The sequence below is a fragment of the Bacillus sp. UMB0728 genome (assembly GCF_002858875.1).
GTDB classification, from domain to species: Bacteria; Bacillota; Bacilli; order Bacillales; family Cytobacillaceae; genus Bacillus_AB; species Bacillus_AB infantis.
Window position 1 is genome coordinate 18553 of record NZ_PKLA01000005.1, and the last position, 15269, is coordinate 33821.

The following is a 15269-nucleotide window of genomic DNA, read 5'->3' on the forward strand; positions in this document are numbered from 1 at the left end:
TTAATGGTATGAGAGCGGAATCTACCGAACTAGCTAACGATTCTACCGATTGAGAGTATTAATCTACCGAACTAGCGATTAATTTAATCAATTGAGCGGATAATCTACCAACTCCGCGAAATCGGCTGCAAATTCGTGGTTTTTAACCAGTTGGAGAGCGGGAGCAGCCAGGGTTCGCGGTATTTTTATGAGTGGGGTGCTTCCATTGCGGCTATTTTAATGGTATGAGAGCGGAATCTACCGAACTAGCTAACGATTCTACCGATTGAGAGCATTAATCTACCGAATTAGCGATTAATTTAATCAATTGAGCGGATAATCTACCAACTCAATCATTCATCCACCCGAAAAGCCACAAAACAGTCCGCTGCCAAAAAACTTCACCCCGCTACCATGCTAATCATCTGCCAATTTAATATGTTAAAATATGGTAAAAATCTGTTGACACTATAAAAATTTTATTCATACAATGAAGAATAGAATAAATAAATCATAATGGATGATGCGCAATGAAGAGAAAAAACACATCAACTTATAATTTTCGAAAGAGGCTGCATGTCAAACCCCTGGTTTGATGGCAGCCTCTTCTTTATTTCGCTAATATGCTGAGGGGGAAAGATCATGATTGAATTGACAGGCAGCACATTGACATTGGAACAGGTAAAGGTGATTGTTTTTGATAAAGAGCATGCGGCAGCATCAGCCGGGAGCATGGAGCGGGTGAAGGAAAGCCATGAGGCGGTCCGGAAGATTGTTGAAGAAGAAAGGGTCATTTATGGCATCAATACCGGCTTTGGGAAGTTCAGCGATGTGCTCATTAACCAGAAGGATGTAAAGGCGCTTCAGCTGAATCTGATCCGTTCCCATGCATGCGGGGTGGGGGAGCCTTTTCCGGAGTCTGTTTCAAGGGCGATGCTGCTGCTGAGGGCTAATGCGCTTTTGAAAGGATTTTCAGGTGTAAGGCCGGAGCTGGTTGAAAGGCTGCTGGCTTTCTTAAATGAAGAAATCCATCCTGTCATTCCGCAGCAAGGGTCGCTTGGGGCGAGCGGGGATCTTGCACCATTGTCCCATCTTGCTCTTGCTCTGATCGGTGAGGGGGAGGTTTTTTATAAAGGAAAGAGGATGCCTTCATCAGAGGCCATCGAATCTGCCGGACTCCCGCCGTTCCATCTGGAGGCGAAGGAGGGGCTTGCCCTCATCAATGGCACCCAGGCGATGACGAGCATGGGGGCGGTCGCCTATCTGGAAGCCGAGCAGCTGGCTTTTCAAAGTGAAATGATCGCTGCTATGACGATGGAGGGCCTGAACGGCATCACAGACGCATTTGATGAAAGAATCCATCAGGCCCGCGGCTACCAGCAGCAGATAGATACAGCCGCTCGTATGAGGGATTATCTGGCCGGTAGCAGGCTGACGACCGTTCAAGGTGAGCTGCGTGTCCAGGATGCCTATTCTCTCCGGTGCATCCCCCAGGTTCATGGGGCAAGCTGGCAGGCGCTCGATTATGTAAAAGAAAAATTGGAGATTGAAATGAATGCGGCGACCGATAATCCGCTGATTTTTGATGAGGGGGAAAAGGTCATTTCCGGCGGGAATTTTCATGGGCAGCCGATTGCGTTTGCGATGGATTTTATGAAAATTGCTGTTGCGGAGCTGGCCAATATTTCGGAAAGGAGAATCGAGCGGCTCGTCAATCCGCAGCTCAGTGACCTGCCTGCTTTCTTAAGTCCGGAGCCTGGCCTGCAGTCAGGTGCGATGATCATGCAATACAGTGCGGCATCTCTGGTTTCGGAAAATAAGACGCTGGCACATCCGGCGAGCGTTGATTCTATTCCGTCCTCCGCCAACCAGGAGGATCATGTAAGCATGGGGACGATTGGATCCCGCCATGCGTGGCAGATCATCCAGAATGCGACCCGGGTGCTGGCGATCGAGCTGATCTGCGCGATGCAGGCAGCCGAGTTCAGGGGTGTTGAAAAAATGGCCCCTAAAACAAGAAAAATCTACGAAAAAGCAAGGGAAATCGTCCCATCCATTACAAAAGACAGGGTATTCTCAAAGGATATTGAAAATTGTGCGGCCTGGCTGAAGGAAGGAATAATGAAATAAGGGGAGGACTGCCTCCCCTTATGTTTAATCTTCTTCTTCGATCCGGTTTTTGAAGGCTTCCTGGACGACGATGAATTCTTCATCCTCAATCGCGTCTTTAGAGTGCCTTTCCACTAGCGTCCCCTCAGGGAATTTTCCGGGATGCCCTTTTCGTTTATGGTCAAAATGCTCTCCGCGTGACATAAGCAGATCGTCTCCTTTCATAGGTGGAAATCGGTTCTTTCCGTAGCTTTCCCGCCCCGGCCGCCGGATATGTGCGCAAAACTTGTTCAGCTTTTGCAGGAAGTGCATATCTATATTGATATATAGCAAATTAGAAAGGAGCGGTGCATATGCGGGAAGCGTTCCAGGCGGAGGATTTGGCCAAACAGCCCATGCCTTTTACAGCTTCAAAAGGGGATCCAGCCCCGCTGTTTACAGCGGATGCTGTGATTGACCAGGGAATCCAGAAGGTCAGCCTGCAGGATTTCCAGGGCCAGTGGGTGCTGCTGTTTTTTTACCCCAGTGATTTCACCTTTGTCTGACCGACAGAATTGGCGGCGGTCGCCGCTATTTACCCTTATGTAAAGAACATGAATGTGGAAGTCCTTGCCATCAGCACGGACAGCGTCTATTCCCACAAAGTGTTCAAAGAAACATCGCCTTCCCTGAAGCATGTGACCTTCCCGCTCCTGAGCGACCGGACCCACAGCATCAGCAAGGCATACCGCGTGCTTGATGAAAATTCAGGCGCATCATTCCGGGCATCTGTGTTCTTGAACCCGGAGCAGATCATCCAGGCAAAACTGATTTATCCCGGCAATATCGGCCGCAATCTCCATGAGCATGTCCGCATCCTTCAGGCCCTCCAATATGCAAAACAGACTGGCAAAGGCACCCCTGCCAACTGGATGCCGGGCCAGCAGGGGATGATGAGCGACCCGAATATGATTGGGAAAATATAAATTGGAGCTGCTGGTATAGGAATGCAGCAGGGAACAGTGGTATCAAAAAAAAGAAGACCCGCCTTCCTTAAAGCGGGTCTTTCAGCTTGATATATGAACTGCGGAACGCAGGCTGCCTAGTCTTTAACCGTACTCTGCTTGGCATTCACAATCAGCGGGTTCAAGCCTGAACCTGTTCTTTTGACCTGTGTGGCGCCTTCTGTGTTCTGGCCTTCCAGATAGGAAGCATATTTTCTGTTCCAGTATTTCATGGACAGATAGATGAAGATGCCGGCAATGATCAAGATGGCAACTGTTGCTGGCCAGAAGGCTGGGGAAACGACAGCAGCTTCATAAGCAAGGCCGATTTTTGAAAAGACGATATACGTAAAAGCGACGAGCGAGAGAAGAATGATGGAAACCGGAATGACGCCCTTCCAGGGAACCATATTCACCTGGGCATCTGCACGGAAATGATAGGCAGAGGCTCTCGGCTTTATTTTACCGATAATGATCATCATCAGGATTTCGACAGCAAACAGGATGGCATAGATATGGATAAAGTGGATCGGCACCGTATAGCCAAACAGATGGTCAGTGCCCCATACGAGCATATAATAAGCTATCACATGGAAAATGATGACCACTTTCGGTGCCAGTGCCGGGATATATTTCGAGAAAATACCGACGAGTACGATGGCGATGATCGGTATGTTGAAAAATCCAGTGAATCTTCTGATCAGGTCCCAAAGGCCGTCAGATGCGTTCATCAGCATCGGAGAGATGAATAAAGAGACAATGGCGAGAATGGTTCCGAACCATTTGCTGATGCTGATCAGCTTTTCATCACTCACATTAGGATTGATCCTTGGCTTGTAGATATCCAGTGCAAAAAGGGTGGCGGCGCTGTTCAGCAATGAATTGAAGGAGCTGAACACGGCTCCCAGCAGGACCGCAAGGAAAAATCCGGACAGATAGCCGGGCATCACATCTGAAATCAGGGTTGGGTAGGCAAGGTCGACTGATTTCAGCGAATTGCCGTAAAGATGAAAGGCGATAACGCCGGGAATCATCATGAAAACAGGGACAAGCAGCTTATAAAAGCCTGAAATCATAACACCCTTTTGGCCTTCAGCCAGGTTTTTCGCGCCTAATGTACGCTGGATGACATATTGATTAGAAGCCCAGTAGAAGAGATTGGCAAAAATCATCCCGGTAAAAATGGTGCCGAATGGAACAGAATCTTCCTTTGTCCCAATGCTGTTCAATTTTTCAGGATGCTCAGTGGCAATGGTTTTCAGGCCGCTGAAGAAATTGCCGTCACCAAGGGCGAAAAAGCCAAGAACCGGGATCAGAATACCGATGATTAAAAGGCCGATCCCGTTTAATGTATCAGAAACAGCAACAGCCTTCAGTCCGCCGAAGATGGCGTAAATGGCTCCGATGATGCCGATGATCCAGATGACGAGCCAAACAGAAGATTGGTATGTAATGCCCAACAGGGACGGCACATCAAACAGCTGCAGCACAGCCAATGCCCCCGAATAAAGCATGGATGGAATAGTAACAAGGATATAGCCAAGCATGAACAGGATGACGGTGTAGCGCCTCACCCCTTCATCAAAGCGCTTGCTTAAAAATTCAGGCAGTGTCGTGAAGTTTCCGCCCAAATACTTTGGCAGCAGATAAACAGCCATGAAGATGATGGCAAAAGCAGCGGTAACTTCCCAGGCCATATTGCTCAAATTGGTCCGGTAGGCCTGTCCATTCAGGCCGATCAGCTGCTCGGCCGACAGGTTTGTCAGCAATAGCGATCCGGCGATGAAGCCCCCTGTCAGTCCCCTCCCTGCCAGGAAATATCCTGTAGAATCGCTGACTGCCCCTTTCGTTTTCACATACGAAATCCAGGCAACGATCGCCATAAAAAAGGCGCAGGATATTAAAGTGAAAGCAATTCCCCCAGTAAACATAGGTGCACTTCCTTTTCTCTTTTTTGTTCGTTTAATAACCTGAAATGGCACATTTCAAACCTTTTGCTCTAGTGGGATATAATGCCATCAGCTTTCAAATAGAGAGAAAGGCATTTATAATAAAGGAAAGGATTGAAAGGAGGCCGCAGATGGACTTTTTTGGAATCATTTCAGAAGAACGGATCAAGAAAGGCTATAAAGAAGGCGAATTTGAAAACCTTCCCGGCTTTGGAAAACCGCTTCCGCATGATGAGCTCTCCCATGTTCCTGACGATTTGCGCATGGCTTACAGAATGATGAAAAATGCAGGCTATACAGAAGAAGACAATGCTGTGAAGCAGGAAATGGCCACCATCGAGGATCTTATAAAAAAATGCGAGGACCCTGCAGAAAAGAAAGATCTTCAGAAGCAGCTGAACCAGAAGCTGCTGAAATTCAACAGCATGATGTCTAAAAGGCGGGCAAGCACAAACTCCTCGATATTTAAAAACTATGAAGATAAAATTCATCATAAATTAGTTGATTGAAAGCTCCTGTGTCAGGGGCTTTTTTTCTTTTAAAATCACCCTGCACGAATAGCATGAGGAAATTCTCCCCTTTTTGGTTAGAATGTTTTGCCGAAATTCAGAGTTGGGAATTGACTGGAATAGAATAAAAATGGGAGGGTTGGTCCGTGTATTTATCAATTGCAATCAAGCTCCTGCTGGGACTGATATCCCTGCTGGTTATCATGCGGGTGCTGGGAAAAAAGGAGATGGCACAGGCAACTCCATTCGATTTTATTTATGCATTGGTCCTTGGAGGGATTCTTGAGGAAGGTTTGTACGACAGCAAAGTCTCTATTTTACATATTCTGTTCACCTTCGCCGTCTGGGCTGTCCTCATCTATGCGATTGAAATTCTCGTCCAGCGGAAGGATAATCTTCGGGCACCCATTAAAGGGCAGCCTGCCCTCCTTATTGAGAACGGCAATATTAATATTAAAGCGATGGATAAAAACCATATGGAACTGGAGCAGCTGCTCTCGATGCTCAGGGGCAAGGGGGTGTTTTCACTTCGTGATGTGAAGTATGCCATCCTGGAAACAGGAGGAACGCTCAGCGTCATGAAAACCGCTGAGATAGAGCCGCCGACAGCTAAAATGATGGATATAAAGCCGCCTTCCAAGGAAATTAGCATTCTGCTGATCGATGAAGGAGCCATAGAAAAGGAAAATCTTAATTTTGCAGGGAAAACCACTGATTGGCTTCTCTCGGAAATTGAAAAGCTGGGGTACGAAAGAGCAGAAGATATTTATTATGCAGAATGGAATAAAGAGGACGGTTTTTATATCAAAGGCTATGATGAAGAAAGAGAAACAGCCAAATAGCAGGTATATGGACCTGGTTATTGTGGCGATTTTATTTTAAAAGTAAAAGAATTGCAGATTAATATTAGGAATGTCCTAAATAAATGAGGGTCCCTGTCGAAATAAATAGAAATAGACATTTTATTAAGACAGGTGACGTATATGGATAAATCATCATTAATTGGGGTTATTCTGGCAATCATTGGCGTAGGGGTGGGTATGGTGCTGAAAGGGGTGCATCCTTCAGCATTGGTGAACCCGGCTGCCATCCTGATTATCATCGTTGGAACTATAGCCGCAGTTACCATCGCTTTTCCAATGAATGAGCTGAAAAAGGTGCCAAAGCTTTTCGGTATATTATTCAAAGAAAGAAAACAAATGGTGCCGGCAGAACTGATCAGAATGTTTTCAGAGTGGGCACAGCTGGCGAGGAAGGAAGGCCTTCTTGCACTGGAAGCCAAAACAAACGAGATTGAAGACCCTTTCCTGAAAAACGGCCTCTCGCTCGCAGTGGATGGTCAAAGTGCCGATTATATCAGGGATGTACTCTCTGAAGAGATCGAGTCAATGGAAGAAAGGCATCTTTCAGGAGCAGCCATTTTCACACAGGCCGGTACATATGCACCGACACTTGGTGTGCTTGGTGCGGTTGTCGGACTGATTGCCGCCCTGGGGGATATGAGCAACACCGACGCGCTCGGACATGCCATCAGTGCAGCCTTTGTGGCAACCCTGCTTGGGATTTTCACTGGATACGTGCTTTGGCATCCTTTTGCCAACAAACTGAAGCGCAAATCAAAGCAGGAGTCAAAGCTGAAATATATGATGATCGAGGGGGTCCTCTCCATCCTGGAAGGAGAAGCACCGCGCGTCATCGAGCAAAAGCTGGCATCTTATCTGCCTTCTGGGGAAAGGAAGCAATTCCTCGAGGAAAGCGAAGTGAAGGCAGATGAGTAAGCGGAAGAAAAAGGAGCATCATGAGGAGCATGTTGACGAGTCCTGGCTGATTCCCTATGCTGATATCCTGACGCTCCTGCTTGCCCTTTTCATCGTCCTGTTTGCCATGAGCTCAGTGGATGCCCGGAAATTCGAGGCCCTGTCAAAGGCCTTCAATGATGCATTCAATGGCGGGACCGGCTTCTTCGACTTCCCGAGCCCGATGCCGGATGGCGCCATGCAGTCAGCCGACAAGGCCGATACCGAAAACAAAGACGAAGTAGAAAAGGCTTCTGCTGCCGGCACTTTAGAAGAAGGCCAGAACGATATGGAAGCAGAAGGCAAAATCCAGAAACTCACAGACAAGCAGGAACTCAAGGAAGTCGAAGAAAAGGTGAAAACCTATATTCAAAACAATGGCCTCACAGACAAGCTTGAGACCTCTCTGACAGATGAAGGACTGCTTGTAACGATCCGGGACAACGTCTTTTTCGCTTCCGGGAGTGCTGAAGTGAGGTCAGGCGAATTGACGATCGCGGACGAAATCGGCGAATTGCTCGTCATGGACCCTCCGCGCAATATCATCATCAGCGGCCATACAGACAATATGCCGATCAAAAATTCCGAGTTTGAATCCAACTGGGAATTAAGCGTCATGAGAGCCGTAAACTTCATGAAAATCCTGCTGCATAACAAAGACCTGGACGCCCGGGCCTTCAGTGCAAAAGGATTCGGCGAATTCCAGCCGGCCGCCTCCAATGACACAAAAGAAGGCCGGGACAAAAACAGACGGGTTGAAATTTTAATATTGCCGAGAACATAGACCGGGCCGGATGGGTTCGGTTTTTTTATATAAATTTATATAGTGTATCTGCTTTTGCTTTGATAAAATTTAGAAATCACAAAATTTACTAAAAGAAGGCTATGAAAATGAACAGACTGAAGTTATATGCTAAGCAGTTCCATCCAGTGGTATGGGTCCTTCTGGGAGGGACGGTACTGGCAAGAGGCGCTTCCTTTATGACGCTGCCCTTCCTCGCCATTTACCTTTCCAGTACAATGGACCTCCACCCGCTTTTGATCGGCCTGACCATTGGGATCAGTCCGCTGACCGGGACCATTGGCGGCTTTATAGGCGGCTATCTTTCGGACAGATTTGGCCGAAAGCCCGTCATGCTGAGTGCCCTGATGATGTGGTGCCTCGTTTTTTACGGGTTTGCCCTGGCTGATTCACCGGCCTTATTTGTCATATTGAATGCTTTAAACGGCTTGTGCAGCTCCTTTTTTGAGCCGACCTCTCAGGCGCTTATAGCAGACCTGACAGACAAGAAATACCGGATGAAGGCCTTTTCGCTCCGCTATACCGCCATCAATGTCGGCGCATCTGCCGGCCCGCTGCTTGGCGCCTATCTGGCTGCTGTTTCCGCAGACAGCACGTTTGTGATAACCGGGACGATCTATCTGCTGTATGGAATATTTCTGGCAGTATTTTTGGTCAGATATAAGATTAAAAAAACAGCAGATCCCGCCAAGAAGGGGGCGACCTTCAAGGAGTCGATCCGTGTGGTCAGACGGGACAAAGCACTGCTCTTCCTGATACTGGGAAGCATTCTGATCAATTTCGGCTATGCCCAGATTGACTCAACCCTCCCGCAATTTCTGGAAAACGAACTGGCCAATGGCATAGTTGTATACTCAAGCCTGCTTTCCATCAATGCTGTGATGGTGGTGATCCTGCAGCTGCCGATCAGCTCTTTTGCTGAAAAATTCCAGCCGCTGCAGGTGATGATGTGCGGCTCTGTCCTTCTATCGCTTGGACTGGTATGCTTCAGCTTTACAAACGGCTGGATCATTGGCATCCTGGCCATGCTCATCGTTACAATCGGAGAAATTCTGATCTTTCCTTCCAGCAGCATCATGATTGACCAGCTGGCAGATGATACGAACAGAGGAACCTACTTTGGGGCCAGCCAATTCCGGAAAATCGGCCATTTCGCAGGCCCGATCCTCGGCGGCTTCCTGCTCGGCCAGACCGGAGGGCAGATTGCCTTCTGGATGATCGCGGGGCTGTCATTGGGCAGTATCGTCTTTTACAGGATGGGGAATCTGGTGACAGTGAAGGCGGGAGTGCGGAGTGTGGAAGGGTAGGGTGTTTTGAGGTGCTGGGGGAGGAGCAGCTGGCAAAGCACGGAGTCGCAAGTATATTGGGAAATTCGCAAATAAAGTCGGAGAGGCGCAAATAAAATGGGAAACTCGCAAATAAATTCCGAAACCCGCAAATAAGAGCCAGGGGCCGGTTTTTGCAGAGTTGCTAATAAAAGCTGGAAGTAGCTAATATACTGGAAAAGTTGCTAATAAAATGAAAAAGTTGCTAATAAAAGTGGAAACTTGCTAATAAAACGAAAAACTTGCTAATAACCGCAAAATGAACCTGCCCAATGAACGTGTAAAGCTGCCCATCAGCCCAAAAACCGCAACTATACGCCCAAATTCCATCCGCAAACACAAAAACAGGACCCTCCAGCGGAGGGTCCTGTTCAATATTATAAAGAAATATTAACTTCTGACTGCATTTCTTCTTTGGCTGCTGCTGTTTTTTTCCCATGAAGGATATAGTAGAGCCCAAGGCCGATCAGCGAGACAAGAACGAGCACCATGTATAGCTTGGCAAACCCTGTGTAGACGGCGACGATGCCGAGTACATAGGAGCCCAGGCCGATGCCGGAGTCGAACATCGTAAAGAAGGTGGAGGTGGCCAGCCCTCTTTTCGAAGGATCGGCATTTTTGATGGCAACGGTCTGCATGCTTGGCACGATGGTGCCGTAGCCCAGGCCGATCACGGCGCCGGCAAGCAGGAACAGGAAGCTGTTGTCTGCAAGGCTGAGCAGGAAAAGGCCGGCGGCAAATAAAACGATTGCCGGATAGATGACCCGGTTTTCTCCGTACATGTCAAACCAGCGGCCAGTGAACGGGCGTGAAATCAGGATGAAGGCTGCATAGATGACAAAGAAAAAGGATGCCGCCTGCATGAGTCCGAGCTCCTTGGCGTATACGGAAATGAAGGATAATACGCCTGAATAGGCAAACGCAAGCGTGCCGGCTGCAATCGAAACCGGAACGGCATTTTTTTCAAACAAGCTTGAAAAAGCGAATGATGGCTGCTTTGTTTTTTCGCCGCTGTTTTCCGGGATGCTGATGATAGATGAAAGCACCAGAGCCAGAACGGCAAGCACCGTACATAAAACAAAAATCCAGCTGTATGCGGCATATTGAATGATGGTCAGCCCGGTAAAAGGCCCGATAACCATGGCAAGATTCATGAACATGGCATAATAGCCAAGTCCTTCGCCGCGCCTTTCAGCCGGGACGATATCAGCGACAATGGCACCAGTGGCCGTTGTGGCCATCCCGAAGCCCGCGCCATGCAGGAAGCGGACTGCCAAAAGCATGGGCAGGCTGTCTGCCGTAAAATAAAGTGCAGAAGCCACTGTAAAAATAACCATAGAGATCATCAGGATTTTCTTGCGGCCGATTTCATCGATCCATTTTCCGGTAAAGGGCCGGGAAATGACGGCGGCAATCAGGAATACCGAGATGATGAGGCCGACCTGTGATTCGCTTCCTTTTAAATCATCAAGAATATAAATGGGAAGGGTCGTCAGCAATATATAAAAGCCAATAAATAAGAAAAAACTAGTAATGGAAACGCCTAAAAAGTCCTTTGTCCAAAGGGGTTGTTTCTTCATGTTTGTCCTCCTTGATGTCTTGTTTACTGAGAGTCTGTGAAGTAGTGAGAAGAAAAACGGAAGATCTTGCGGGGCTGATCAACGTCCGGAATTTTGCTTCATTTTTTGCATGACTGATATGGCAGCCATTAATTCTTCTTCAGATATATCCTCCAGCATTTTTTGTTCGTATTGTTCTACAGCGGCCAGCCAATCCGGATATTTAGTGAGGGCCGCATCCGTCAGCAGAATCTTTTTTTCCCGTTTGTCTTTCCCCTGCACCCTGCTGATCCAGCCGGATTTTTCAAGACGCAGAAGGGCTCTTGTCATGGTCGGGGCCTCAACGCTGAGATAGGTGGATAGCTCAACCTGTGTGCTGGTGCCTGTTGTTTTCAGCCTGTAGATGATCGGCCATTGTGCGGCATAAAGCCCCATGGGGGTCAGCACATCGTTCAGGCCTTTGGAGAACTGCCGAGTGCATTGATTGAAGCTGTGAAAAAAAGGATCCATTTTATTCATAAACGATCACCCGTTTCAATTAGTTGCCTAGCTAACTATAAGGTAAAAAGACATTTTTGTCCAGTCCGTTTTAAGAAACAGGTTTGAAGAGTAGCTTGAAGGGAATGGGTTAAACAGCAGCAATGTGCAATTTATCTACTAGGGGGAAATTCAATTGGACTCATTTTTAGAGCTTGTGGGAAGTATATCGGCTTGGCTGTGGGGGCCGCCGATCATTATTATCCTGGCTGGAACAGGCATATATTTAACCTTTTTATTGGGATTCTTCCAATTCAGATACCCAATTTATATTTTCAAGCAGACCTTCGGCAGCGTGTTTAAAAAGCCGAAAGGGGAGGGGACGGTCACTCCGCTTCAGGCACTGACATCTGCACTGTCTTCGACAATCGGAGCAGCAAATATCGTAGGTGTACCGGCAGCCATCATGTTCGGCGGACCGGGAGCCGTCTTCTGGATGTGGGTAATTGCTTTGATCGGCATGGCTATTAAATTTTCGGAAAGCGTTCTGGCGGTCAAGTACCGTGAGAAAAATGAGGACGGCGAATATGTCGGCGGGCCGATGTATTATATGACAAAAGGGCTCAATATGAAGTGGCTGGGCGTCTGGTTTGCCTTTGCCCTGATGATCGAGCTGATCCCGAGCATCATGGTGCAGGGAAATGCCGTTTCATCTGCGGTTTCAGAAACTTTTGAAATCAGCGGACTGTGGACGGGAATTGCTGTTGCAGCAGTTGTATCATTAATCGTATTCGGCGGCATCAAGAGGATCGGGCAGGTAACCGAAATCCTGGTTCCATTTATGGCATTGATTTATGTGGGAACAGCGCTAGTGATCCTTTTTATGAACTTCAGCAAGGTTCCTGAGGTATTGGAATTAATCTTCACTTACGCGTTCCAGCCGGCAGCGGCAATGGGCGGTTTCGCAGGTGCAGCCATCGGCGAGGTCATCCGCTGGGGCTTTGCACGAGGATTATATTCCAATGAAGCAGGACTTGGGACGGCTCCGATCGCCCATGCGGCTGCACAGACGGACCATCCTGTCAGGCAGGGCTTCTGGGCGATTGTCGGCATAGTCGTCGATACACTGATTGTCTGCTCCGCGACAGCTTTTGTCGTGCTGTCTTCAGGCGTCTGGCAGAGGGAAGGGGCCATGGATGATCCATCATCCCTGACAACAGCAGCCTTCTCTCAATATTTCGGACAGACAGGCAGCCTCATTGTTACCATTTCACTCATATTCTTTGTGGTTTCAACCATCATTGTTGTCATTTTCTACGGGTCGAAGCAGGCGGAATTCCTGTTTGGCGATTTCGCAGGACAGGCCATCAAGTTTGTTTATATCGGAGCGATCGTGCTTGGGTCGGTCGGCGCCGCGCAAACAATCTGGCAGTTCCTTGACCTCGCGCTGGCCGCCATATTGTTTCCGAACATCATAGCCGTCCTTCTGCTGAGCAAGCAGGTGAAAGAGCTCAAAAATGAGTTCTTTACCTCAGAGAAATACTATTTGAAGGATATTAAAAAGAAAGATGATGCTGCTTAAAGAGGCGGGGAATTTCCCCGTCTTTTTTTGTGCAATCCCTTGGGCGGTCTGACTTCATACCTATAAGTCAGACCTATATTTTTCCATAAAAACCATTGATCTTCCCGCCAACAAATGTTTATAATTTAGACAAAAGTTTATGAAGGCGGTGACACGCTGTGAATGAAAAAGAACAATCTATTTTAACTTTGATAAAAGAGGACCCGTTCATTTCCCAGAATGAAATTGCAGAAAAGACCGGGTTATCACGCTCGGCCGCAGCCGGCTATATATCCTCGCTTGCCAAGCAGGGCAAAATCCTGGGAAGGGCTTATATGCTGCCGAACAAGAAAGAAGTTCTCTGCATCGGCGGGGCTAATATTGACCGGAAAATTCAGGCGATTGGCAAAATTGAAAGCGGTACCTCGAATCCTTCTGCCAGCTCCCAGTCATGCGGGGGCGTTGCCAGGAATATTGCCGAAAACCTTGGGCGCCTTGGCTGCGACGCAAGTCTTATGACGGCAGTGGGCGATGATGCTGAGGGCAGCTGGCTGCTGGGCTATACAAAGGATTTTGTCGACATTTCCCCTTCCCAGACATTGCCTAATACAGCAACAGGAACATATACAGCAGTCTTGGACCATGACGGCGAAATGACAGTCGCTTTTGCCGATATGGCCTTATACGATAGCATAGATTCAGAATTTATCGAAAAAAGATGGGGCTATATTGCCTCGGCAGAGATTGTCCTGCTCGATACCAATTTTCCGGCAGAAGTATTGAAAAAGACGATTTCCCGCTGCTATGAAGAGTCTGTTCCGCTTTGCATCACGCCGGTCTCGTCCCCAAAGGTGAAGAAGCTGCCCGAAAATCTGATGGGTGTCACATGGCTGATCGCCAATCATGACGAAGCTGAGACACTGTCAGGAATGAAGATTAATAGTGATGGAGATTTCTTTAAAGCAGCCGAGAAGATCATGAAAAAAGGCGTGGAGAAGGTCGTCATCACAAGAGGAGACAAAGGGCTGATTTTCTACACGAAGGAAGGCGAGGCAGGGGTGCTGCTTCCGCCTAAGATCAAGGTTCAGGATGTGACTGGGGCAGGCGACTCGCTGGTTGCCGGAATCCTTTACGCCCACCTGAAAGGGCTTAATACAGAAAATGCCTGCAAAATCGGCATTGCCTGCAGCATGCTGACACTGCAATCAGAAGAAACCGTCAGTCCGATTTTAAATAATGTCAGACTTCAGGAAACATTTCAGCAAAATTTCAGCTAAAAAAGGAGACTCATACTATGTTAGAAAACTATCTTGAATTCTCAGAAGAAGTATTGGAAGCAAGAAAAGCAAATAAACCGGTTGTCGCATTGGAATCAACAATCATTTCCCATGGCATGCCATACCCGCAGAATATCGTGACAGCCAAAGAAGTAGAAGAAATCATCCGCCAAAATGGGGCGGTGCCTGCAACCATCGCCATCATCAATGGAAAAATAAAAATCGGCATCTCTGAGGACGAGCTCGAATTCCTCGCCCAAAGCAAGGACATTGAAAAAGCCAGCCGCCGCGACCTTCCTTATCTGATCGCCCAGGGCAAAAATGGCGCAACTACTGTTGCAGCCACCATGATCTGCGCAGAGCTTGCCGGCATTGAAGTATTCGTCACAGGCGGCATCGGCGGTGTCCACCGTGAAGCGGAAACAACCATGGATATCTCTGCTGACCTGCAGGAGCTCGCACAGACCAATGTAGCAGTCGTCTGTGCAGGCGCCAAATCCATACTGGATATCGGTCTGACCCTTGAATACCTGGAAACACACGGCGTCCCGGTCGTCGGCTATGAAACAGACAAGCTGCCGGCATTCTACACCCGGACAAGCCCATTTGACGTCAACCACCGCGTGGATGCGCCTGAAGATGCCGCCAGCCTGATCCGCACAAAATGGGAGCTTGGCCTGAACGGCGGAGTCGTCATCGCCAATCCGATACCGGAAGGGGATGCCCTGGAAGAAAGCTTCATCACCAACGTCATCGAAACAGCGCTTCAAGAAGCGAAAGACAATCAGATTGCCGGAAAGCTGGTCACACCTTTCCTCCTAAGCAAAGTAAAAGAACTGACAGAAGGAACAAGCCTCACAGCCAACATCGCGCTAGTTAAGCATAATGCCGAAGTTGGAGCGAAGATTGCGGTTGGGCTGCAGAAATAAAATGGTGGAGAGCC

Annotated in this window: 14 protein-coding genes; 10 read left to right on the plus strand and 4 right to left on the minus strand. The window is 48.1% G+C overall.

The annotated features are described in order from the left end of the window. Positions 1 to 621 precede the first annotated feature (621 nt). Positions 622 to 2109, plus strand: coding sequence for a histidine ammonia-lyase (gene hutH / locus CYJ37_RS19400; RefSeq protein WP_101551181.1), 1488 nt, complete (start codon positions 622 to 624; stop codon positions 2107 to 2109). Positions 2110 to 2133: 24 nt separating this feature from the next. Here the strand turns inward: hutH and CYJ37_RS26915 are convergent, their stop codons facing one another. Beyond that, the gene (locus tag CYJ37_RS26915) at positions 2134 to 2292 is read right to left on the minus strand and encodes a hypothetical protein (protein ID WP_022543366.1); all 159 of its coding nucleotides are present in this window, start codon (positions 2290 to 2292) and stop codon (positions 2134 to 2136) included. Positions 2293 to 2483: 191 nt separating this feature from the next. On the opposite strand from CYJ37_RS26915, the gene CYJ37_RS19410 reads away from it, so the two are divergent. After that, on the plus strand, positions 2484 to 3053 hold the full coding sequence (locus tag CYJ37_RS19410) for a peroxiredoxin (RefSeq protein WP_224951416.1): 570 nt from the start codon (positions 2484 to 2486) through the stop codon (positions 3051 to 3053). Positions 3054 to 3169: 116 nt separating this feature from the next. Here CYJ37_RS19410 and CYJ37_RS19415 read toward each other — a convergent pair whose 3' ends face one another. Then, complete coding sequence (locus CYJ37_RS19415) at positions 3170 to 5002, minus strand: solute:sodium symporter family transporter (RefSeq protein ID WP_009792163.1); 1833 nt, start codon at positions 5000 to 5002, stop codon at positions 3170 to 3172. A 149-nt stretch (positions 5003 to 5151) separates the two neighbouring features. On the opposite strand from CYJ37_RS19415, the gene CYJ37_RS19420 reads away from it, so the two are divergent. The 5 genes from CYJ37_RS19420 to CYJ37_RS19440 all read left to right on the plus strand — a co-directional run bounded on the left by CYJ37_RS19420 (position 5152) and on the right by CYJ37_RS19440 (position 9434). Further along, on the plus strand, positions 5152 to 5529 hold the full coding sequence (locus tag CYJ37_RS19420; protein WP_009792162.1) for a J-domain-containing protein: 378 nt from the start codon (positions 5152 to 5154) through the stop codon (positions 5527 to 5529). 146 nt (positions 5530 to 5675) lie between these two features. After that, positions 5676 to 6371, plus strand: a complete 696-nt coding sequence (locus CYJ37_RS19425) for a DUF421 domain-containing protein (RefSeq protein WP_101551183.1) — start codon at positions 5676 to 5678, stop codon at positions 6369 to 6371. A gap of 141 nt (positions 6372 to 6512) precedes the next feature. Next, positions 6513 to 7307 carry a flagellar motor stator protein MotA gene (gene motA / locus CYJ37_RS19430; RefSeq protein WP_101551185.1) on the plus strand — a complete coding sequence of 265 codons (795 nt, stop codon included), beginning with the start codon at positions 6513 to 6515 and terminating at the stop codon, positions 7305 to 7307. Then, on the plus strand, positions 7300 to 8109 hold the full coding sequence (gene motB, locus CYJ37_RS19435; RefSeq protein ID WP_009792159.1) for a flagellar motor protein MotB: 810 nt from the start codon (positions 7300 to 7302) through the stop codon (positions 8107 to 8109). The genes motA and motB overlap by 8 nt, the downstream gene beginning before the upstream one ends. A gap of 107 nt (positions 8110 to 8216) precedes the next feature. Beyond that, positions 8217 to 9434 (plus strand): MDR family MFS transporter, encoded by a 1218-nt coding sequence (locus CYJ37_RS19440; protein ID WP_101551186.1) that lies wholly within the window; start codon positions 8217 to 8219, stop codon positions 9432 to 9434. 395 nt (positions 9435 to 9829) lie between these two features. Here the strand turns inward: CYJ37_RS19440 and CYJ37_RS19445 are convergent, their stop codons facing one another. Both CYJ37_RS19445 and CYJ37_RS19450 read right to left on the minus strand, forming a co-directional pair. Continuing rightward, positions 9830 to 11032 carry an MFS transporter gene (locus CYJ37_RS19445; protein ID WP_101551188.1) on the minus strand — a complete coding sequence of 401 codons (1203 nt, stop codon included), beginning with the start codon at positions 11030 to 11032 and terminating at the stop codon, positions 9830 to 9832. Positions 11033 to 11110: 78 nt separating this feature from the next. Next, positions 11111 to 11530 carry a MarR family winged helix-turn-helix transcriptional regulator gene (locus CYJ37_RS19450; RefSeq protein WP_009792153.1) on the minus strand — a complete coding sequence of 140 codons (420 nt, stop codon included), beginning with the start codon at positions 11528 to 11530 and terminating at the stop codon, positions 11111 to 11113. A 154-nt stretch (positions 11531 to 11684) separates the two neighbouring features. On the opposite strand from CYJ37_RS19450, the gene CYJ37_RS19455 reads away from it, so the two are divergent. The 3 genes from CYJ37_RS19455 (at position 11685) to CYJ37_RS19465 (ending at position 15255) form a co-directional block, all read left to right on the plus strand. Beyond that, entirely contained in the window at positions 11685 to 13070 is a 1386-nt protein-coding gene (locus CYJ37_RS19455; protein WP_101551190.1) for an alanine/glycine:cation symporter family protein, read from the plus strand. Between the two features lie 158 nt (positions 13071 to 13228). Further along, on the plus strand, positions 13229 to 14326 hold the full coding sequence (locus tag CYJ37_RS19460) for a carbohydrate kinase (RefSeq protein ID WP_009792151.1): 1098 nt from the start codon (positions 13229 to 13231) through the stop codon (positions 14324 to 14326). A gap of 17 nt (positions 14327 to 14343) precedes the next feature. Continuing rightward, positions 14344 to 15255 (plus strand): pseudouridine-5'-phosphate glycosidase, encoded by a 912-nt coding sequence (locus CYJ37_RS19465; RefSeq protein ID WP_101551192.1) that lies wholly within the window; start codon positions 14344 to 14346, stop codon positions 15253 to 15255. Positions 15256 to 15269: the final 14 nt, after the last annotated feature.

Coding starts and splice junctions, on each gene's coding strand:
- CYJ37_RS19415 (WP_009792163.1), bottom strand. CDS start 5,002: ATGTTTACTGGGGGAATTGCTTTCACTTTAATATCCTGCGCCTTTTTT.
- motA (WP_101551185.1), top strand. CDS start 6,513: ATGGATAAATCATCATTAATTGGGGTTATTCTGGCAATCATTGGCGTA.
- CYJ37_RS19450 (WP_009792153.1), bottom strand. CDS start 11,530: ATGAATAAAATGGATCCTTTTTTTCACAGCTTCAATCAATGCACTCGG.
- CYJ37_RS19445 (WP_101551188.1), bottom strand. CDS start 11,032: ATGAAGAAACAACCCCTTTGGACAAAGGACTTTTTAGGCGTTTCCATT.
- CYJ37_RS26915 (WP_022543366.1), bottom strand. CDS start 2,292: ATGTCACGCGGAGAGCATTTTGACCATAAACGAAAAGGGCATCCCGGA.
- hutH (WP_101551181.1), top strand. CDS start 622: ATGATTGAATTGACAGGCAGCACATTGACATTGGAACAGGTAAAGGTG.
- CYJ37_RS19420 (WP_009792162.1), top strand. CDS start 5,152: ATGGACTTTTTTGGAATCATTTCAGAAGAACGGATCAAGAAAGGCTAT.
- motB (WP_009792159.1), top strand. CDS start 7,300: ATGAGTAAGCGGAAGAAAAAGGAGCATCATGAGGAGCATGTTGACGAG.
- CYJ37_RS19465 (WP_101551192.1), top strand. CDS start 14,344: ATGTTAGAAAACTATCTTGAATTCTCAGAAGAAGTATTGGAAGCAAGA.
- CYJ37_RS19440 (WP_101551186.1), top strand. CDS start 8,217: ATGAACAGACTGAAGTTATATGCTAAGCAGTTCCATCCAGTGGTATGG.